Consider the following 19,284-nt stretch of genomic DNA (forward strand, 5'->3'; position numbering starts at 1 on the left):
CTGCCCGCCGCGAAGGGAACGTCATGCCCGACCTTCTGCCAACGACGCGCGTCGACCCGTTCGATCCACCACCCGAACTGTTCGGCACCGACCAGCCGCTGCGCCCGCTCGCCTATCCCGACGGGCACGAAGGCTGGCTCGTCACCAGCCACACGCTGGCCAAGGCGGTGCTCGCCGACCAGCGCTTCAGCAGCAAGCTCGAACTGCGCCGAACCCCGGTGCGCAGGCCCGTCGTCGATGACTTCCGGGTCGGTGAGCCCGCCGCGCCCGGGTTCTTCATCGCCATGGACCCGCCTGATCACACCCGGCTCAGGAGACAGCTCACCGGCCAGTTCACGGTGCGCAGAATGAACCAGCTCACCCCGCGCATCGAGCAGATCGTCGCCGAGCACCTGGACGCGATGGAGCAGGCGGGACCGCCAGCGGACCTGGTCCAGGCGTTCGCGCTGCCCATCCCCTCACTCGTCATCTGCGAACTCCTGGGGGTGCCCTACGCCGACAGGGCGGAGTTCCAGCAAGCCAGTTCCGTGCTGCTCGGCCTGGACAGCACCGACGAGCAGGCGGCCGTCGCGATGAAGTCGATCACCGGCTATCTCGCCGGTCTCGTCGGCCGCAAGCGCGCGGAGCCGGAGGACGACCTGCTCAGCGGGCTCACCGAGGCGGGAGAGCTCAGCGACGACGAACTCGTCGGCGTCGCGCTGTTGCTGCTCGTCGCGGGGCACGAGACCACTGCGAACATGCTCGGCCTCGGCACCTTCGCTCTGCTCCAGCACCCTGAGCAGGCCGAGGCCCTTCGTAGCGGCGCGGTGCCGGTCGACAACGCCGTCGAGGAGCTGATGCGGTACCTCTCGGTGATCCAGTTCGGCACCACCCGCACCGCGCTGGAGGACGTCGAACTGGCCGGAAGGCTGATCACGAAGGGGCAGGTGCTGACGCTCTCCTTGCCGGCGGCCAACCGAGACCCCGAGAAGTTCCCGAACCCGGCCGAACTCGATCTCGGCGGTGACGCGCACGGCCACCTTGCTTTCGGTCACGGGGTGCACCAGTGTCTGGGACAGCAGTTGGCGCGCATCGAGATGCGGATCGGGTACGCGGCGCTTTTCGAGCGCTTCCCCGGTCTTTCTCTCGCGGTGCCGCCCTCCGAGGTCCCGGTGCGCGACGACATGGCCATCTACGGAGTGCATCGGCTCCCGGTGTCGTGGTGAGGGCCGAAGCGAAGGGAGCGAAGGTGATCGAGGCGGATCGCGACGTCTGTATCGGTGCCGGAATGTGCGCGCTCACCGCGCCGGCGGTGTTCGATCAGGACGATGAGGACGGCAGGGTGCTCGTGCTCGACGAACAGCCCCCGGCAAGCGAGGCCGGGGTGGTCCGCGAGGCCGTCGAGCTGTGCCCGTCGGGTGCGCTCACTCTGCGCGATACGTGAGCAGGTAGCGCCAGAACAGCAGGGTGCGGACCGTGCTGCCCGGCAGCAGCCGGTCCGCTTCCCTTCTCACGCCGTTCATCGTCATCGACCAGTGCCTGACCGGGGCCTGCGGGTGCGGGTCAGAGCCGCCGTTGATCCGTTCACCAGCGTGGACCAGCAGCCTCGCAGCCATGTTGACCGGCGAGGCGCTCAGCCACTTCGCCCAGTCGCCGGGAGCGCTCGGCCTCGCTAGCCCGAGCACCACCAGCACCCCGCCTGGCGCGAGTGCCGCCCGCAGGGCGCTCACAGTGCTGAACGGAACGTGGTGCAGTGACGCGAGGCAGGAGATGAAGTCGTAGTGCCCTTCCGGCAGGTCCATCGCGGTGATGTCGGCTGTCCGGTATTCGATCGATCCGGTGCCCCGCGAACCCAGCGCTCGCGCGATGTCGATCATGCCGGTCGCGGGGTCGACGGCCGTCACGTCGAGACCCCGCGCCGCGAGCCCGCGCGCGAACCGGCCGCCACCACAACCCACGTCGAGCGCGGTGCGTGCTCCTTCGGGCAGGTGCCGCAGCAGCAGCGGGTGGTAGCAGTCGTTGTGGTTGAAGGGCATGGCGCAGAACCTAGCCGGGCGCGAGTGAGCACCGGCACCGGACGTAGACTCTCAAACGGTCAGTATCAGCGCGTTGGGAGTGTGTGTGTCGTCCGACGACCAGGAGTTTCCCCCGGAGCTGTCCGCAGGGGACAACTTCATCGCCGGCCCGTTGCCCGACGATGAGGCGGAGGAGCGGCCGAGCTTCGACGAGGCCGCCATCGCCGAGCAGGCGCGGTACGAGCTGCGGGCCGTCGAAGCCGAACTCGACGAGCGCTGGCCGGAAACCAAGATCGCCCCCTCGCTGACCCGCATCACCACACTGGCGAATTTGCTCGGCGATCCACAGCGGACCTATCCCGTGCTGCACGTCGCGGGCACCAACGGCAAGAGTTCGACCGCGCGCATGATCGAGGCGCTGCTCACCAGGATGGGCCTGCGCGTCGGCCGATACACCAGCCCGCACTTGCAGTTGGTCACCGAGCGCATCAGCATCGACGGCGCGCCCATCTCGCCGGAGAAGTACGTCGACACCTTCCGCGACATCGCGCCGTTCATCGGCATGGTCGACAGGGCGGCAGGTGAGACGGAACCGAAGATGAGCAAGTTCGAGGTGCTCACCGGCATGGCCTTCGCGGCCTTCGCCGACGCCCCCGTCGAGGCGGCTGTACTGGAAACCGGGCTCGGCGGCACGTGGGACGCGACCAACATCGTCGAAAGCCAGGTCGCCGTCATCACCCCCATCAGCATCGACCACGTCGAGTACCTCGGCGACGACCGCGCTGGCATCGCGGCCGAGAAGGCGGGAATCATCAAGCCCGGCTCCGTCGCCGTCATCGCGCGCCAGGAACCCGACGTCGAAGAGGTGCTGCTGCGCAGGGCCGTCGAGGTCGACGCCACCGTCGCCCGTGCGGGCAGCGAATTCGGTGTGCTGTCGAGAGACATCGCCGTCGGCGGGCAGATGCTGCGCCTGCAAGGGCTCGGCGGGATCTACGAGGAAGTGTTCCTTCCGCTGCACGGTGAACACCAGGCCGACAACGCCGCGCTCGCGCTCGCCGCCGTCGAGGCGTTCTTCGGAGCAGGCAAGGAAAGGCAGCTCGTACAGGACGCCGTGCGGGAGGCGTTCGCGGAGGTGCAAACCCCGGGAAGGCTGGAAAGGGTGCGGGCCGCGCCTGCCGTCCTGCTCGACGCAGCGCACAACCCGCACGGCGCCGCCGCGCTCGCCGCGACCATCGACTCGGAGTTCGCCTTCCGCAGGCTCGCCGCCGTGGTGGGGGTCATGCGCGACAAAGACGCGCGAGGCATCCTCGAAGCGCTGGAGCCGGTCGTGTCCGAGATCGTCGTCACCAGTAACACGTCGGAACGCGCCATGCCGGTCGACGAACTCGCGTCGCTGGCCGTTCTGGTGTTCGGGGAGGAACGCGTCACCGCCGAACCTTCGCTGGAGAGCGCCATCGAGACCGCCATCGGCCTCGTCGAACAGACCGACGACCCCGAGGAGCCCCTCGCGGGTGGCGGCGTGCTGGTCACCGGCTCGGTCGTCACGGTGGGGGAGGCCCGTACATTGTTCGGCAGGGAGCCGGTATGACAGAGGAAACGCAGCAGACACCCCCGCCGCCGGCGAAGGACCCGATGAAGTCCTTCCGGGGCGTGCAGGCCGGAACCCTGGTTCTTGAGGTGATCGTGCTCGGCCTCGCCCTGCCCGTCGTCGCTCACCTTGGCAACGGCATCACCAGCATTCAGGGCTGGAGCATCATCGCCATCGCGGCGGTGCTGCTGGCCTGCTGCGCCCTGCTGCGCAAGCTCTGGGTTCCCTGGCTGATCCTCGGCGTGCACGCGGGGCTGCTTGCCTTCGTCGTCGCGCTTCCCGCCGTCGCCATCATCGGCGGGTTGTTCGCGGCGATCTGGTTGTGGCTCATGTGGATGCGCCGCGACGTCGAAAGGCGCATGGAACAGGGAAGGCTGCCGAGCCAGCAGGCATAGCGTTCACCGCCGCGCAAGGCGGAGTTGGCCGCCCGGACCTCCGGACCGGATAGAAGTGGCGGCATGACCGAACAGACTCCTCTCCCTCGGCGGGCCATGCTCAAGGCGGGGCTCGTCGGTACCGGGGTGCTCGCGGCAGGCGCGCTTGGTTCCGGCTCCGCCGCCGCGCTCGTGCGCGCGGACCGGCCCTCGCTGACCCACGGCGTGCAGTCCGGTGACGTCAGTGCCGACTCGGCGATCGTGTGGACGAGGGCCGACCGGCCGTCCCGGATGATCGTCGAGGTCTCCGGCGACCCCGCGTTCCGGCGCACTCGCACCGTGCGCGGGCCGCTGCTGACTCCCGGCACCGGCGGGACGGGCAAGGTGCGCCTTCGCGGTCTTCGTCCGGGAAGTGAGGTGCACTACCGCGTCACGGCGCAGTCGCTGGATGGCAGGGTTGTCAGCGCGCCGCTGACGGGACGGTTGCGCACCGCGCCGCGAGGCGACGAGGACGTCCGGCTGCTGTGGTCGGGCGACGTCGCGGGACAGGGCTTCGGGATCAACCCCGAGATCGGCGGCATGACCGTGTTCGCCGCGATGGCGGCCAGGCGGCCCGACCTGTTCCTGCACTGCGGGGACACCGTCTACGCCGACGGTCCGCTCACCGAGAAGGTGGAACTTCCCGACGGCCGGGTCTGGCGCAACATCGTCACGCCGGAGAAGGCCAAGGTCGCCGAAACCCTCGCCGAGTACCGGGGACAGCACGCCTACAACCTGCTCGACGACAACCTTCGCGCGTTCGCGGCCGAGGTGCCGAGCTACGTTCAGTGGGACGACCACGAGGTCGTGAACAACTGGTATCCCGGCGAGATCCTGGATCTGCCCGAATACTCCGAGAAACGGGTGGACGTGCTGGCCCGCAGGGCCTTCCAGGCGTTTCACGAGTGGTATCCGATCGACCACAAGTCCGCGGTGGACGGACGGGTGTACCGCAACTTCCGGTACGGCGACAGGGTCGAGGTGTTCGTGCTCGACATGCGCAGCTACAAGGACCGCAACGACGCCGACCAGACGAAGCCCGGTTCCGTGCTGGGGCGAAGGCAGGCCGACTGGCTGGTGCGCGCGCTCGGCGCGAGCACGGCCACGTGGAAGATCGTTCAGGCCGATTTGCCGATCGGGCTCGTCGTGCCCGATGGCGACGACACCGGCGACATCGAGGGCGTCGCGAACGGGCTTCCCGGCGCGCCGGGTGGCAGGGAGGCCGAGCTGGCCATGGTGCTGAGGGAGATCGCGCGGCGAAGGGTGCGCAACGTGGTGTGGCTGACGGCCGACGTGCACTACACCGCCGCGCACCACTACTCGCCCGACCGTGCCGCGTTCACCGGCTTCGATCCGTTCTGGGAATTCGTGTCCGGCCCGCTCAACGCGGGAGCCTTCGGCCCGAACACACTGGATCCGACGTTCGGTCCCAAGGCCGTCTTCGTTCACGCGCCGCCGGTCGCGAACACGTCGCCGATGGGCGGTTTCCAGCATTTCGGCGAGCTCGACGTCGACGGCGCGAGCGGTGAGCTGACCGTCAGCCTCCGCGACGGTGCCGGTTCCTCCCTGTGGTCGACGACCCTGCGCCCGCAGGGCAGATGACCAGGCAGCTAGGCTGCGCACACCGTTGGTAGTGAATGAAGGAGTTACACCCCGTGAGTGAACGCACGCTGGTTCTGATCAAGCCCGATGGCGTCAAGCGGGGCCTCGTCGGTGAGGTGATTTCGCGCATCGAGCGCAAGGGTCTCACGATCGCCGCGATGGACCTGCGCAATGTCGAGCGTTCGGTGGCCGAAGAGCACTACGCCGAGCACAAGGAGAAGCCGTTCTTCGGCGAACTGCTGGAGTTCATCACCTCAGGCAAGGTCGTGGCGCTCGCGGTCGAGGGGCCGAGGGCGATCGCAGCCTTCCGCCAGCTCGCCGGTGGCACCGACCCTGTCGAGAAGGCGACGCCGGGCACCCTGCGCGGCGACTTCGCGCTGGAGACCCAGTTCAATCTCGTGCACGGCTCGGACGCGCCGGAGTCCGCGGAGCGCGAACTGAAACTCTGGTTCCCCGACCTCTGAGCGCATTCGACGCCGAGTTCCCTTGTCACCGCTGGGAAAGCTCCGTTCGCCACCTCTTGGCGAGGATGCCTTCCCGGCGGTGATTTTTTCCACTAGCGTCGATACGGCTAGTGGATCTCGGGGGAAAGGCTGGGGACGTGGGCGGATTTCGCAGGCGCATGGCCGTGCTTGGTTCGGTGCTCGTTGCGGCGGGTGTGCTGAGCGCGCCGCAGGCGCAGGCCGAACCTTCCGGGGAGCAGCCGCTTGGCACCAACGGCGCTGCCGTTCCGGAGGTGAACTGGGCGGAGTGTGCCGAGGGCGCGCCGGAATCCTACGAGTGCGCCGAGGTCGAGGTTCCCCTTTCCTATCGTGACCCGCACGGCGAGACGATCACGCTCGCGGTCGGCAGATTGCCTGCCGCCGACCAGGACCACAAACTCGGCACCATCTTCTACAACCCCGGTGGGCCAGGCGGTTCCGGCCGGTACGCCCCCGAACTGACCGACCGGTTGCACGAACGGTTCGACATCGTCGGATTCGATCCGCGTGGCATTCACGAGAGCACGCCGTTGCGGTGTTTCACCGACGACGAGGAGGCGGCCAAGCTCGCCGGAACCTTTCCCGTGACCATCCAGGAGAAGAAGCGGCGTATCGCCGAAACGGCGGAGGCGACCGCGTCGTGCGCCGAGAACGCGGGCCCGCTCGTCAACCACATGTCGACGGCCAACGTGGCGCGCGACATGGATCTGCTTCGCCAGGCCATCGGCGAGCAACAGCTTTCGTACTACGGCATTTCCTACGGCAGCCATCTGGGAACGGTGTACGCCAACCTGTTCCCCGACAAGGTGGGTTCGGTGGTCATCGACGCGGTGCTCGACCCCGTCGAGTGGACCGAGGGCTACCGGCCGGTCGATCGCTTCGCGCCGTTCAGTTTCCGTCTCGGCAGTCATGGTGGCGCGCAGCGCGCGCTGGAGACCTTCCTCGGCGCGTGCGAAAACGACGAACGATGCGCGTTCAGGGAACCGGGGCAGGACTTGCTCGCGAAGTACGACACCGTGCTCGACCGGTTGCTCGAACAGCCAGCGGTCATCACGCCACCCGGCGGGGAACCGACCGAGGTGACCTACCAGACGGCGGTGCAGGCCACGCTCGGCCAGTTGTACGACGCGGCGAGTTCGGCTTCGCTCGGCGAATTCCTCCAGGCGCTGGCCGACGCGACCGACCCTGACGTCGCGACCAAGGGCAGCGTGGTCGCCGAAATCCCAGAGGGCCCGCCCGCGCCCGGTTTTCAGACTCCGGGATATATCGGGCCGGAGCAGGGCGTGGCCGTGATGTGCGCTGACTCGGCCAACCCCGGCACGCCGTGGGTGTGGGACGGCTTCGCGAGGAAAGCCGATCGTGAGGCGCGGGGTTTCGGTTCGCAGTGGGTCTGGATGTCGCTGCCGTGTGCGACCTGGCCGGTAGCCGACGAGGACAGCTACGCCGGACCGTGGGACCGGCAGACGGCCAACCCGGTGCTGGTCATCGGCAACAGCCTCGGCGACCCGGCGACCCCGTACGACGATGCGGTGAGCACCTCCCGCCTGCTTGGCGACGCGCGGTTGCTGACGCTGGAGTCGTTCGGGCATGGCGCGAACGGCAACAGCGAGTGCGTCGACTCGGCCATGGACCGCTATTTCATCGACGGTGAGCTTCCTGAGGAGGGCACCGTGTGCCAGCCGGACAGGGCGCCTTTCGACCCGCCGTCCCAAGCCGAGTAGCCCGCACCCCAGCACTCCCGCACCCCCCGGGGTGTCGGCTCGCCCGCCGCGCGAGTCCTGTGCTCAAGCCGCCCGCCGCGCGAGTCCCGCACTCAGGCGCGCGAGTTCTGCATCCAGGCCGCCGAGTTCCGCACTCAGGTGGCCGAGTTCCGCACTCAGGCGCGCGAGTTCTGCATCCAGTAGGCGAGATCTGCGAACCTGGCTGGTGCGCGGGCGGAATGCGCGCCCGACAGGGGTCCCCGAGCGCTACGTCACCGCGTGGCACGGCAACCCGGCCGCCCGCAAGCGCTTGCGCCCGACCCGCGAAGTCCCCGGCGCGTCCCTAGACCTGAGTGCGGATCTCGGCCGCCCGAACGCGGATCTCGCTTACCTGAATGCGGAAATCGCCCGCCCGAACGTAGATCTCGCTTACCCGAGTGCGGATCTCGCCTACCCGAACGCGGATCTCGCGCACCCGAGTGCGGGACTCGCGCACGGGCGCGGGACTCGCCGAACGTCAGTCACCCGGCACGCCAACGGCACCGAGCCCCACGCTTTCCAGGATCTCACCAACGGCAAGGGTCTCCTCCGCCGTCAGGGCACCCAGCGGCCGGTTCGACAGCGGCGTGTCGATGATGCCCCGCAACGCCATCGCCGCCTTGAACGCACCCAGCGCCCCTGCCGTGAAACCGATCCTGCCGAGATCGGCGACCCCGATGATCGTGAACAGCTTCGCCAGTCTGTCCTGTTCGGACCGTGCTGTCTCGACGTCGCCCGCGAGCGCGGCGCGGTACAGCCGCACATAACCGTGCGGGTCCACATTGCCCAGTCCGGGAACGAGTCCGGCCGCCCCGAGGCCCATCGCCGTGTCGGCGAGCAGTTCCGAACCGGTCAGCGCGGGAAGCCCGGTCCGGCGAAGGATCTCCCGGAAACTCGTCAGATCACCGCTGGAGTCCTTGAGCGCCACCACGGTCTTGGATTCGGCCAGTTCGGTGACGATGTCCGGAGTCAGTGCCGTCCCCACCGCACTGGGAATGTCGTAGGCGATCACCGGAACGTCGCTCGCGGCCTGCACGTACCGGAAGTGCGCGACGGTCTCGCCCGGATGTGGCCGCACATAGAACGGTGCCGTCACGACGACGGCGTCGGCGCCCGCCGCCGAAGCCTGCGCGACGTGCTCGGCGACCCTGCGGGTTCCGGTGTCGACGGCACCGGCCAGCACCGGCACGGCCCCCGCGACCGCGCCGGCCGTGACCTCGATGATCTCCTTGCGCTGCACGGTGTCCAGCAGCGCGACCTCTCCCGTCGAACCGCAGACGAACACTCCGTCCACACCGGCCGCGAGCTGGAATTCCACGAGCCGTTCGAGTGATCGCCTGTCCACGTCGCCGTGCTCGTCGAGCGGGGAGACGAGCGGCGGGATGACACCGCGCGGAGCGAGGTCCGTATCAGCGACCACTGGTGGTTTTCCTTTCCTTCTGGACGAACGCGGGTGCGTCCGAGTCGATGTTGAGCGCGCGGCCGATCCGCGCGGGGAGGTCGAAGCCGATGATCAGGGCGACGACGACGGTGAGGGAACCGGCGAGCACCATGAGCGCGGTGCCGAGACTGCCGATGTCGTCGGCGATGGCCGCACCGGCCAACGGCGCGACCGCGCCGCCGAGCGCGCCGACGTTGTAGGAGAAGCCGAGCCCGGCGGCCCGTAGCCGGGTGGGGAAGTGGTCACCGATGTACTTGGGCAGCAGCCCCGAGATGCCTTGGCTCGTGGCCTGCATGGCGAACAGCAGCACCCACAGCAGTACGACGTTGCCCGCGGGAAGCAGGAAGGCGGGAAACACGAACGCCAGGGACACGAAGAGCCCGAGCACGTAGGTGCGGCGGGTGCCGAGCTTGTCGCCGATGACCCCCGCGAGGCACGAGCCCGCAGCGTAGCCCAGCCCGGCCCAGGTGAGCGCCGTCGAGACTTGCCCGGCGTCGTAGCCGAGGTCGCTCTTGAGGTAGGTCGGCAGGAGCGACTGGATGGGCCACGAGTAGAGGAACGCGCAGAACACCGTGACCATGATCGCGATCATCACCGGCCACAACCGGCCGGCGAGTTGTACCGCGAAGGCGACGAAACACAGTACCGACAACGCGATCAGCCATGGCGTCGCGCCGCCGCCGGAGTTGGTGAAGATGAACACGAGTGCCGCGGACAGCAGGATCGCGAGCGCCGTGTTGGGCAGTCGTCGCCGTGCGGAGAACAGCATCGACGAGGTGGTGACGTCCTTGCGGCCCTCGACCTCTTCTTTCCACTCGGCGGCCTCCGGCAGCGCGCGGCGAAGGTAGAGGGCCAGCGCGATCGGCACGATTCCGATGTAGAACAGCCAGCGCCAGTTGGTGGCGGGAACGATGAGTTCGTAGGCGAGAGCGGCGAGCACGGTGCCGACCGGATAGGCGGAAAGCAGGAACCCGGTGGCCCTGTTGCGCATCGACTTCGGCCACGACTCCATGACGTAGGTCGCGCTCGACCCGTATTCGCCTGCCATGCCGAGCCCGACGACGGCACGGAAGATGAACAGCGACCAGTAGTCCCACGCGAAGCCGCACAGACCGCTGCCGACGGAGAAGGCGATGATCGCGATGATCATCGCGGGTTTGCGGCCGTAGCGGTCGGCGACGGCGCCGAGTACGAGACCGCCGAGCCAGCGGGAGACGAACGCGGCGGAGACCAGCGTCGCCGCGGTGGTGAGATTGAGATCGAAGTCGTCGGCGATCTCGGTGAGGATGAGCGTGATGAGGATGAAGTCGAAGCCGTCGAGCAGGTAGCCCAGCCAGGCGGCGAAGAAGGCTTTGCGCTGCGCTCCGCTGAGTTGCCGGAACGACCCCGGTGTCTCCGGTGGCGACGATGCCATGTCTGAACCTCTCTCGCGGCTCTCAAGACATAGGATGTCCTATGTCAGCGGGTACCGTAGCCCTCCGCCGGGCGGGACGCAAGCATCGGTCGCGGGCCGTCGACCAAGCAGGTCGTTCGCCTTCACGGGGTCACCGGCGCCGCTGCATCTAGACTTCCTCGGTGTGAGTACCTCGGCGAGTGGGCGGCAGGCAGGCGCGCGTGCCAACCAGCGCGCCCTCCAGGAGACGATCAAGCGGCTCATCGTCGAGAGGGGCCTGGTACCCGGATCGCCACTTCCCACCGAGTTCGAGCTCATGGACGAACTCGCCGTGAGCAGGCATCCGCTGCGCGAGGCGATGAAGGCGCTCGAAGCGGTCGGCATCGTCGACATCCGGCATGGTTACGGAACCTACGTCGGCTCGGTTCCGTTGTCGGCGCTCGAGGCCGGTCTCGCTTTCCGCAGCGCGCTGTCCGTGCGCGGCGACCACGCCGACATCCGGCACCTGCTCGAAGTCAGGGAGGTGCTGGAAACCGGTCTCGTCGGCAAGGTGCTCGGTGTCTACGACCTGCTCGACTTCGCCGCGCTCGACGAGGCCGTCACCGAGATGGAGCGGGCGGCCTCGCGGGATCGTTACGCGCCGGAGCAGGACTGGCGCTTCCACGAGGCACTGTATCGCCCGCTCGGCAACGATCTGGTGCTCGATCTGCTTGAGGTCTTCTGGAAGGTGTTCCGCACGATCGACCCGCAGATCCCGCACGTCGCAGACACTCCCGCCGTGACGGCGCAGTGGCACAGGGCGATCCTGGAAGCGTTGCGTGCCAAGGACGAACCCGCGCTGCGAGCGGCGATGGACGAGCACTTCCGCGGTATCCGCGCCAGGGTGACGACCGGCGCCGAAGCGGCGGGCTGAGCGCGAGCGGAATGTTTCCGCCGGTGCCGCGTTCCCCGCGGTAAACGGCTCGATTTTTGTCGGTGGGCCGTGGCAGTGTGCAAACCGTGGGCGGTGACGTGGACGACGTGATGGTGGAGGCCAAGGCGCTGGTCAAGCGTTTCGGTGAATTCGAGGCCGTGCGCGGCGTCGACGTGCACGTACGGCGAGGTGAGGCGTTCGGGTTCCTCGGCCCCAACGGGGCCGGTAAATCCTCGACCATGCGCATGATCGCCGCCGTGTCACCGCGTTCAGACGGCGAGCTGAGGGTGCTCGGGATGGACCCCGATCGCGACGGTCCGCGCATCAGGGCGCGGCTTGGTGTCGTGCCGCAACAGGACAACCTCGACACCGAGTTGACCGCGCGGCAGAACCTGCATGTCTACGGCCGCTACTTCGGGCTGTCGCGAGCGCAGGTCAGGGCGCGGGCAGACGAACTGCTCGACTTCGCCCAGCTGAGCGAGCGCGCCGACGACGAGGTGGAACCCCTTTCCGGCGGGATGAAGCGGCGGCTCACCATCGCGAGGTCGCTGGTCAACGATCCCGAGCTGCTGTTGCTCGACGAACCGACGACGGGGCTCGACCCGCAGGCGCGGCACCTGTTGTGGGACCGGCTGTTCCGGCTCAAGACGACCGGGGTCACGCTCATCATCACGACTCATTACATGGACGAGGCAGAGCAGCTCTGCGACCGTCTGGTCGTCATGGACGACGGCAAAATCGTCGCGGAGGGCTCGCCGGCGGAGCTGATCGCGAGGTACTCCACGAGGGAGGTGCTGGAGCTGCGGTTCCCTCCCGGCGAGCAGGAGGCGGCGATACCGACCGTCGAAGACCTCGGCGAGCGGATCGAGGTGCTTCCCGACCGGCTGCTCGTCTACACCGGCGTGGGGGAGTCCGCGCTGGAGCAGGCGCACACGAGGGGAGTGCGCCCGCTGTCGAGCCTGGTCCGGCGCAGCACTCTCGAAGACGTCTTTCTGCGGCTGACCGGCCGGACGCTGGTGGAGTGATGACGGTCGTATCCACCGGCAAGGTCGTCGGCTCGTGGCGCGCGGCCTGGCTGAGAGTCGAAGGGCACTGGACCTGGTACCGCCGTTACTGGAAGTCCAATCTGTACTCATCGGGCCTCCAGCCGCTGCTTTTCCTCGCCGCGATGGGCATCGGTTTCGGTTCGCAGGTCGAGCCGGGGCCCGCGACGGGAGGACTGTCCTATCTGCACTACGTCGCGCCCGCGCTGCTCGTCGCGGGAGCAGTGCAGAACGCCATCGGCGAGGCCAGTTTTCCCGTGCTGTCGGGATTCAAGTGGCAGAAGGACTTCTTCGCGGTGACGGCCACCCCGGTCACCGCGGGACAGTTGCTCGGAGGGCAGCTCATCTGGGTCGCGCTCCGGCTGCTGATCGCGAGTGTGGTCTACGCGCTCGTCGCCGGTCTTTTCGGGGCATGGCTGGGGTTGGGAGTACTCGTCGCGGTGCTCGTGGCCATCGCGACCGGCCTCGCCTGCGCCGTGCCGATGATGGCTATCGCGGCGACGACCTACGACGAGGGTACGCGATTCACGTCGATCTTCCGGTTCCTCGTGATGCCGATGATCCTGTTCGCGGGCACCTTCTTCCCCATCGCTCAGATACCGGCCGGGTTGCGCTGGCTGGCCTGGATTTCCCCGCTGTGGCACGGTAATGAGCTCGCTCGCGGGAGCGCGCTCGGTGGCCTCGGCTTCCCGCAGGCGCTCGGGCATCTGGCCTATCTCGCGGCGCTGTTCACGGTGAGCTGGGTATTGGCGAGGCATTACTTCTACAAGCGGCTGGTGGTGTGACCGTGGTTGATCGCACCTCACCTCGGCGTGGTGGACTGCTGCTGCGCGTATTGCCGCCCGCGTTGTACGCGGGAAGGGCCAGCGCGCTCATCGAGCGCTCGGTGCTGGCCTACTCGCGTGCGTGGCTGGTCTTCCTGTCCGGTGTCTTCGAGCCGCTCTTCTACCTGGTTGCCTTCCAGATCGGGTTCGGAAAGCTGGTCGGCGATGTCGTCGGTCCCGGTGGCGAGACCATCAGCTATGTCGCGTTCGTGGCACCGGCTTTGCTGGCCGCCTCGGCCATGAACGGGGCGGTGTTCGACTCGACGTTCGGGGTCTTCTTCAAATACCGCTACCAGAAGACCTACGACGCGATGCTGGCGACGCCGGTCGGGCCGCTGGACATCGCGCTGGGCGAGATCGGCTGGGCAGTGCTCAGGGGTGGCCTTTACGCGCTGTCCTTCCTCGGCGTGATGGGTGCGATGGGGCTGGTGGTCACGCCGTGGGCGGTGCTGCTGGTACCGGCCGCGCTGCTGGTCTCGTTCGCCTTCGCCGCCGTCGGCATGGCTTGCGCGACGTTCTTGCGCTCCACGTCGCAATTCGACTTCATCCAGCTCGCCGTCATGCCGATGTTCTTGTTCTCAACGACCTTCTTCCCGCTGTCGGTCTATCCCGACGCCCTGCAATACGTCGTGCAATGCGTCCCGCTGTACCACGGAGTCGAATTGATGCGCGGTCTTTCCACCGGTGTGCTCGATCCCAGCATGATCGGGCACGTCGCGTATCTGCTCGTCATGGCCTGCGTCGGTGTCTGGGCCGCTTCCCGCAGGCTGGCCGGGCTGCTGCTGACCTGACACCGCGGCGAGCGCGTCGACCATGCCGCGACCGTAGAAGCCGTTGTAGCCCTCATAACCGGAGCAATAGGCGTCCTGCGTGCCGTTGCCGGTGAGGTCGTAGTCGTCGGGGCAGGCAACTGGAGTCGCCGCCGCGGCCAGCGCGGTGCGCAACCGCTCGGGGGTCGCCTCCCCGTCGCGCGCCGCCAGCAGCGCGGCGATACCCGTCACGTGCGGCGCCGCCATCGAGGTCCCGCACAGCGACGCGTAGCCGCCGGGCACCGTGGACAGCACGCATCGCCCGCTGTCGCCACCCGGCGCGGTCAGATCGACGACGCCGAGCCCGTAGGAGCTGTATCCGGTCTTGAGCCCGTCCTTGTCGACGGCGGAGACGGTGACGCTGCCGCGCAGGCCGGCGGGCAGAGCCTCGCAGCCCCCCTGCTGCGCGGAGGAGGGCGGCGACGCGGGCGAGGGGGTGAGGTTTACGGCATCGTTGGTCGCCGCGGCGACGGTGAGCGTTCCCTCGGTCTCCGCGTAGTCGGCTGCTCTGGTGATGGCTTCCCTGACGACCCCGAAGCCCTCGGTCGGCGTGCACGACGGCGTGCCGGGGGTGACGAAGTAACTGTTGTTGGTCACGGTCATGCCGTGTCGCGCGGCCCACATGAGTCCGCAGACGGCGGCCTCGGGGTCGACGTAGCCGCGGTCGTCGACGACCTTGACCGAGGCCAGCCGGACGCCGGGAGCCACGCCGGTGATGCCCTTGCCGTTGTCGGCGGCGGCGACGATGCCCGCGACGTGTGTGCCGTGTGCCGATCCGGTGGGTTCCCATGCGGCGCGCCGGGTCTCCGGAGCGCCGGAGAGGCAACCAGCCGACAGGGTGGGGTCGACCGCGTTCGCGAGATCGGGATGGCTGGCGTCGATTCCCGAATCGAGTACCCCGACCACCACGTCGCGGTCGCCTCGCTCGACGGACCTGGCGAGGTCGGCGCTGATCGCGCGCATGTCCCACTGCTCGCCGGTCCTGTCGGGGGAGGGCGGATCGGTTGCCCCACCGCCATCCGAGGAGGGAAGAGGGTCGGTGATCACGGGATCCGCCGGACCCTCAGCTGTGCTCGCCTGCTGCTCGACCAGACGCTGTCCTTGCGCGCTGAACACCCGGTCCCGCCCGAACCGTTCGGCGAAGGCCGGGCTGCCAGCAGTGGCGACGGCGACGGCGATCTCCGGGTAGTACACGGTCGTGCGACCGCACGCGGTGGCGATCCGGTCGTTCGCCACGCCCGTGCTCGTACCGGTGTCGAAGAGCACGATGTAGCGGATCGCGGCCCCCGAATCAGCACATTCGGTAACCTCGGCCGCGGCGGTGCCGCCACCGGCGCCCACCAGGCCGGTGAGCACGAGCGCGGCGCAGGTGAGCAGCGCATTCCCACGCGTGAGCACACGACCTCCGTCAGCCGTCGGCGCTGGTTCTTTCCCCCGACTCCGAAGCGCACGGTAACGAGCCGGTGTTGGCCGGACAAGCGGTTGGCGAAAGTTCCCCCGGCTGGTGCTTTGACCACAAGGCGGCAGCGGCGGAGCCGTCATGTGGGATACTGGGTGACGGTTGTCGAGCGGGCGTCACCATCGAAAGGGTGGTGGCGGAAGTTCGGCAGCCCGGTGACGTGCTGAAAGGACTCCGGTCGTCGCCGCCGCACGAACCACGTGCCGGGCGGCTCGACGACGAGGGAGGCGCCAAGGCGCCCGAGTCAGGTCGGTATGTCGCCGCGGGACCCGCTACTGGTGGCTTGCCGGGTACACCCGGTTGCTCAGTGGCATGAGAGGCAAGGATTCCCGTCGTCGGTGACCCCATCTGCGGCGGTACAAAACAGGAAATGGTCCCTGTGCGGCCGCGTCCTGCCAACCACGGTTCCGGCTACGAGGCAAGTTTCTCGGCCGGGTCCGGAGGGGCAGACGCGCCCGGGGGCGGAGGAGACATATGTCGAACGCGGAGACACCCGCCGAGAACGAAGGCGGGACTACCGCCACACCCAAGGCTGACGCTGCCGGTGCGCTGGCCGACCTGCCGAACAGAGTCAGGGTTCACGTGCTGGCGAAGCTGCTGGGCACCAGCAGCCGTGAGGTGCTTGCCAAGCTGGGCGAACTCGGTGAGACGGCGCGCAGCGCGCAGTCGAGCGTGACCAGGGACGTCGCGGTCCGGGTCGGTGAAGCACTCGGAATCACCCAGCAGCCGGATGCGGATGCGGCGAGCGCCGCTGAGCAGCAACCACAACCCGAGGCGAATCCGCCCGAGCGGTCCGAAGCACGGGAGGAGCCGAAGCCGGCGGCTGTCAAGACGACCGAACCAGGTGGGAAGGAAGCGGCCACACGGCAGCCCGAACCCGAGGTGACGGAGCCGGCTCGTACCCGCAGACCGGTGCACCAGCCGGTGTTCGCGGCCCCGTCGCCGGTGTTCCTCCCGCCCGAGTCCGCGGCAGGTGAGCAGGAGGCGAAGGGGGAGCGGCCCGAGAAGGGCGGTAAGACCGAGCGGCCTGACAAAACCGAAAAAGCCGACAAGACCGACAAGTCGCAGAAGCGGGACAAGGTTCGCGAGGACAGGACCCGCGACGACAAGTCGCGCGAGGACGAAGCCGAGGCCGACGAGCAGCGCGATCAGGACGGCGAGGGCGCCGATTCGGCCGATGGCGACGCCGGCGGCAGGAGGCGGCGCAGGCGCGGTCGTCGCGGTCGTGGTCGCGGCAAGGGCGGCGACGAGGCGCACGGCGACGAGCAGCCCGATCAGGACGGCGCCGACCGCGTCGGCTCGGCTGAGGGCAAGCAGGAACAGCAGGAGCAGGGCTCCGGCGGTTCCGAAGGCGTCGACGAGCAGGACACCGACGACCAGGACACCGACTCGGCCAGCAAGCGCAGGCGCCGCCGCAGGCGCCGCAAGGGTGGCGACGACGACGGTGCCGACGGCTCCTCCGTCGACGATCCGCCCAACACCGTCGTGCACGTGCGCGACGCCAAATCGGAAGGCAAACCGGACGGCAAGGGCAATGAGTCCCGCGACGGCGTTCGCAGCGTCAGGGGCTCGACCAGGCTGGAGGCCAAGCGGCAGCGCCGCAGGGACGGCAGGGAAGCGGGCCGCAGGCGCGCGCCGATCCTGTCCGAGGCCGAGTTCCTCGCCCGCAGGGAAGCCGTCGAGCGCACGATGGTCGTCGCCGAGCGCGGCGAGTCGACCCAGATCGGCGTGCTGGAGGACGGGGTGCTCGTCGAGCACTTCGTGACCACGTCGGGCAGCGGGTCGATCGTCGGCAACGTCTACCTCGGCAGGGTGCAGAACGTGCTGCCGTCGATGGAGGCCGCCTTCATCGACATCGGCAGGGGCCGTAACGCCGTGCTCTACGCGGGTGAGGTCGACTGGGATGCCGCGGGCCTCGAAGGCAAGGCCCGCAAGATCGAGCAGGCGCTGTCGACCGGCGACAACGTTCTCGTCCAGGTGACGAAGGATCCCGTCGGTCACAAGGGCGCCCGGCTCACCACCCAGATCTCGCTGCCAGGCCGGTTCCTCGTGTACGTGCCTGCCGGCGGGGCGACCGGTATTTCCCGCAAGCTGCCCGAGAACGAGCGGCGCAGGCTCAAGGACATCCTCAAGCGCATCGTTCCCGAGGACGCCGGTGTGATCATCCGCACTGCCTCGGAGGGGATCAGCGAGGACGAACTCGGCCGCGACGTGCGCAGGCTCAAGGCGCAGTGGGAGGTCATCAAGGAGAAGGCGGATTCCTCGACGGGAACCGGCAAGAAATCCAGCCAGCCCGTGCTGCTCTACGAGGAGCCCGACCTGCTCGTGAAGGTCGTGCGCGACCTGTTCACCGAGGACTTCGCCAAGCTGGAGGTCCAGGGCGGCACCGCGTGGGAGACCATCAACGCCTACGTGCAGCACGTCGCGCCCGACCTCACCGACCGGCTCAAACGCCACGTCGGCAATGGGGACGTGTTCACCGAGCACCGCGTCGACGAGCAGCTCACCAAGGCTCTCGACCGCAAGGTGTGGTTGCCCTCCGGTGGCTACCTCGTCATCGACCGCACCGAGGCGATGACCGTCATCGACGTCAACACGGGCAAGTTCACCGGCTCCGGCGGCAACCTGGAGGAGACCGTCACCAGGAACAACCTGGAGTCGGCCGAGGAGATCGTGCGCCAGCTCCGGTTGCGCGACATCGGCGGCATCATCGTGATCGACTTCATCGACATGGTGCTGGAGTCCAACAGGGAGCTGGTGTTGCGCAGGCTCACCGAATGCCTCGGAAGGGACCGCACCCGGCATCAGGTCGCGGAGGTGACCTCGCTCGGACTGGTGCAGATGACCCGCAAGCGGGTCGGCACCGGCCTGCTGGAGGCGTTCTCGGCCACGTGTGAGCACTGCAAGGGCCGTGGGGTCATCGTCTCGACGGAACCGCAGCGCGGCAACGGCAACGGCCACCAGCACGGTGGCGGCGGTGGCAATCAGGGCGGCTCCCGGCGTTCCCGCAACAAGGGAAAGCCCGAGGAGCAGGAACAAGCGAAACAGCAGGACAGCACATCGGGGGGACCCACGCCCGAACAGCGTGAGTCGGTCGTCACGGCCGTTCAGGCCATGGCCAACGCCTCGAAGGCTGCCGCGACCAAGGGTGAGGACGGCGAGCAGGAGCCGGTGGCCCGCCCGCTCAACGGCCACGCCCACCAGGTGAGCGAGGTGGCCGAGGAACCGGTTCCGGTCAAGTCCGGCAGGATCCGGCCCCGCAAGGCGACCAGGGCCGAGAAGGCAGCCGAGCAAGCCGCCTCCCAGTCCGACAGCGCTGACGTCGAGCCCGAACCCGCCGTGGCTGAGTCCGCACCGGCCGTTTCGGAGGCGGAGCCGGTGAAGACGGCTCCGGTCGAGGAGCAGCCCTCTGCTGCCGTCACCCCGGCTGAGCCGGTAGCCGAGCAGCACGGTGAGCAGCAGGAACAGCAGCAACCCAAACGTCCTTCCGGCAGGCGGCCCCGGCGTGCGGCTTCGCGGCCCGCCGGTCCGCCCGTGCACCTCCAGGAGAACTCGTGACCCCTGACCGTCTGGGAAAAACCAGG

The 19,284-nt window shown here is 68.5% G+C and carries 15 protein-coding genes and 1 pseudogene; 12 read left to right on the forward strand and 4 right to left on the reverse strand.

The genetic code is table 11. The annotated features are described in order from the left end of the window. Positions 1–23 precede the first annotated feature (23 nt). The gene (locus tag BAY61_RS08835) at positions 24–1,205 is read left to right on the forward strand and encodes a cytochrome P450 (protein WP_091794872.1); all 1,182 of its coding nucleotides are present in this window, start codon (positions 24–26) and stop codon (positions 1,203–1,205) included. Between the two features lie 23 nt (positions 1,206–1,228). Beyond that, on the forward strand, positions 1,229–1,423 hold the full coding sequence (locus BAY61_RS08840; RefSeq protein WP_211323448.1) for a ferredoxin: 195 nt from the start codon (positions 1,229–1,231) through the stop codon (positions 1,421–1,423). On the opposite strand, the gene BAY61_RS08845 is transcribed toward BAY61_RS08840, so the two are convergent. Further along, complete coding sequence (locus BAY61_RS08845; RefSeq protein WP_091794875.1) at positions 1,404–2,015, reverse strand: class I SAM-dependent methyltransferase; 612 nt, start codon at positions 2,013–2,015, stop codon at positions 1,404–1,406. The two genes, BAY61_RS08840 and BAY61_RS08845, sit on opposite strands and share 20 nt — an antisense overlap. An 85-nt stretch (positions 2,016–2,100) precedes the next feature. On the opposite strand from BAY61_RS08845, the gene folC reads away from it, so the two are divergent. From folC to BAY61_RS08870, 5 genes are all read left to right on the forward strand, one after another. Beyond that, positions 2,101–3,582, forward strand: coding sequence for a bifunctional tetrahydrofolate synthase/dihydrofolate synthase (folC, locus tag BAY61_RS08850; protein WP_091798482.1), 1,482 nt, complete (start codon positions 2,101–2,103; stop codon positions 3,580–3,582). Then, positions 3,579–3,977 (forward strand): DUF4233 domain-containing protein, encoded by a 399-nt coding sequence (locus BAY61_RS08855; protein WP_091794878.1) that lies wholly within the window; start codon positions 3,579–3,581, stop codon positions 3,975–3,977. The genes folC and BAY61_RS08855 overlap by 4 nt, the downstream gene beginning before the upstream one ends. Before the next feature lie 63 nt (positions 3,978–4,040). Then, positions 4,041–5,597, forward strand: coding sequence for an alkaline phosphatase D family protein (locus BAY61_RS08860; RefSeq protein WP_091794881.1), 1,557 nt, complete (start codon positions 4,041–4,043; stop codon positions 5,595–5,597). Between the two features lie 53 nt (positions 5,598–5,650). Beyond that, complete coding sequence (ndk, locus tag BAY61_RS08865; protein ID WP_091794883.1) at positions 5,651–6,061, forward strand: nucleoside-diphosphate kinase; 411 nt, start codon at positions 5,651–5,653, stop codon at positions 6,059–6,061. Positions 6,062–6,198: 137 nt separating this feature from the next. Further along, the gene (locus BAY61_RS08870; RefSeq protein ID WP_245865931.1) at positions 6,199–7,800 is read left to right on the forward strand and encodes an alpha/beta hydrolase; all 1,602 of its coding nucleotides are present in this window, start codon (positions 6,199–6,201) and stop codon (positions 7,798–7,800) included. Between the two features lie 496 nt (positions 7,801–8,296). Here the strand turns inward: BAY61_RS08870 and BAY61_RS08875 are convergent, their stop codons facing one another. After that, entirely contained in the window at positions 8,297–9,238 is a 942-nt protein-coding gene (locus tag BAY61_RS08875; RefSeq protein ID WP_091794889.1) for a dihydrodipicolinate synthase family protein, read from the reverse strand. Continuing rightward, positions 9,228–10,673, reverse strand: coding sequence for an MFS transporter (locus tag BAY61_RS08880; protein ID WP_091794892.1), 1,446 nt, complete (start codon positions 10,671–10,673; stop codon positions 9,228–9,230). Before BAY61_RS08880 ends, BAY61_RS08875 begins: the two co-directional genes overlap by 11 nt. 163 nt (positions 10,674–10,836) lie before the next feature. Between BAY61_RS08880 and BAY61_RS08885 the strand changes: the two genes are divergently transcribed. The 4 genes from BAY61_RS08885 (at position 10,837) to BAY61_RS08900 (ending at position 14,223) form a co-directional block, all read left to right on the forward strand. Next, entirely contained in the window at positions 10,837–11,565 is a 729-nt protein-coding gene (locus BAY61_RS08885; protein ID WP_245865933.1) for a FadR/GntR family transcriptional regulator, read from the forward strand. 110 nt (positions 11,566–11,675) lie between these two features. Further along, the gene (locus BAY61_RS08890; RefSeq protein ID WP_091798484.1) at positions 11,676–12,590 is read left to right on the forward strand and encodes an ABC transporter ATP-binding protein; all 915 of its coding nucleotides are present in this window, start codon (positions 11,676–11,678) and stop codon (positions 12,588–12,590) included. Then, the gene (locus BAY61_RS08895) at positions 12,590–13,393 is read left to right on the forward strand and encodes an ABC transporter permease (RefSeq protein ID WP_091794898.1); all 804 of its coding nucleotides are present in this window, start codon (positions 12,590–12,592) and stop codon (positions 13,391–13,393) included. The genes BAY61_RS08890 and BAY61_RS08895 overlap by 1 nt, the downstream gene beginning before the upstream one ends. After that, positions 13,390–14,223 carry an ABC transporter permease gene (locus tag BAY61_RS08900; RefSeq protein WP_091794901.1) on the forward strand — a complete coding sequence of 278 codons (834 nt, stop codon included), beginning with the start codon at positions 13,390–13,392 and terminating at the stop codon, positions 14,221–14,223. The genes BAY61_RS08895 and BAY61_RS08900 overlap by 4 nt, the downstream gene beginning before the upstream one ends. Here the strand turns inward: BAY61_RS08900 and BAY61_RS08905 are convergent. Beyond that, a pseudogene (locus BAY61_RS08905) lies at positions 14,194–15,639 on the reverse strand (S8 family peptidase); the annotation flags it as partial. The gene BAY61_RS08900 and the pseudogene BAY61_RS08905 sit on opposite strands and share 30 nt — an antisense overlap. Before the next feature lie 535 nt (positions 15,640–16,174). Between BAY61_RS08905 and BAY61_RS08910 the strand changes: the two are divergent. Beyond that, positions 16,175–19,258 (forward strand): ribonuclease E/G, encoded by a 3,084-nt coding sequence (locus BAY61_RS08910; RefSeq protein ID WP_091794905.1) that lies wholly within the window; start codon positions 16,175–16,177, stop codon positions 19,256–19,258. The last annotated feature ends 26 nt before the right edge of the window (positions 19,259–19,284 follow it).

Origin of the sequence: Prauserella marina (assembly GCF_002240355.1) — a bacterium.
In the GTDB taxonomy this organism is placed as follows: domain Bacteria; phylum Actinomycetota; class Actinomycetes; order Mycobacteriales; family Pseudonocardiaceae; genus Prauserella_A; species Prauserella_A marina.

Excerpts from the sequence above, each read along its gene's own strand:
- BAY61_RS08910 (WP_091794905.1), top strand. The coding sequence starts at position 16,175 with ATGTCGAACGCGGAGACACCCGCCGAGAACGAAGGCGGGACTACCGCC.
- BAY61_RS08860 (WP_091794881.1), top strand. The coding sequence starts at position 4,041 with ATGACCGAACAGACTCCTCTCCCTCGGCGGGCCATGCTCAAGGCGGGG.
- BAY61_RS08890 (WP_091798484.1), top strand. The coding sequence starts at position 11,676 with ATGGTGGAGGCCAAGGCGCTGGTCAAGCGTTTCGGTGAATTCGAGGCC.
- BAY61_RS08835 (WP_091794872.1), top strand. The coding sequence starts at position 24 with ATGCCCGACCTTCTGCCAACGACGCGCGTCGACCCGTTCGATCCACCA.
- BAY61_RS08845 (WP_091794875.1), bottom strand. The coding sequence starts at position 2,015 with ATGCCCTTCAACCACAACGACTGCTACCACCCGCTGCTGCTGCGGCAC.
- BAY61_RS08895 (WP_091794898.1), top strand. The coding sequence starts at position 12,590 with ATGACGGTCGTATCCACCGGCAAGGTCGTCGGCTCGTGGCGCGCGGCC.
- BAY61_RS08855 (WP_091794878.1), top strand. The coding sequence starts at position 3,579 with ATGACAGAGGAAACGCAGCAGACACCCCCGCCGCCGGCGAAGGACCCG.
- BAY61_RS08880 (WP_091794892.1), bottom strand. The coding sequence starts at position 10,673 with ATGGCATCGTCGCCACCGGAGACACCGGGGTCGTTCCGGCAACTCAGC.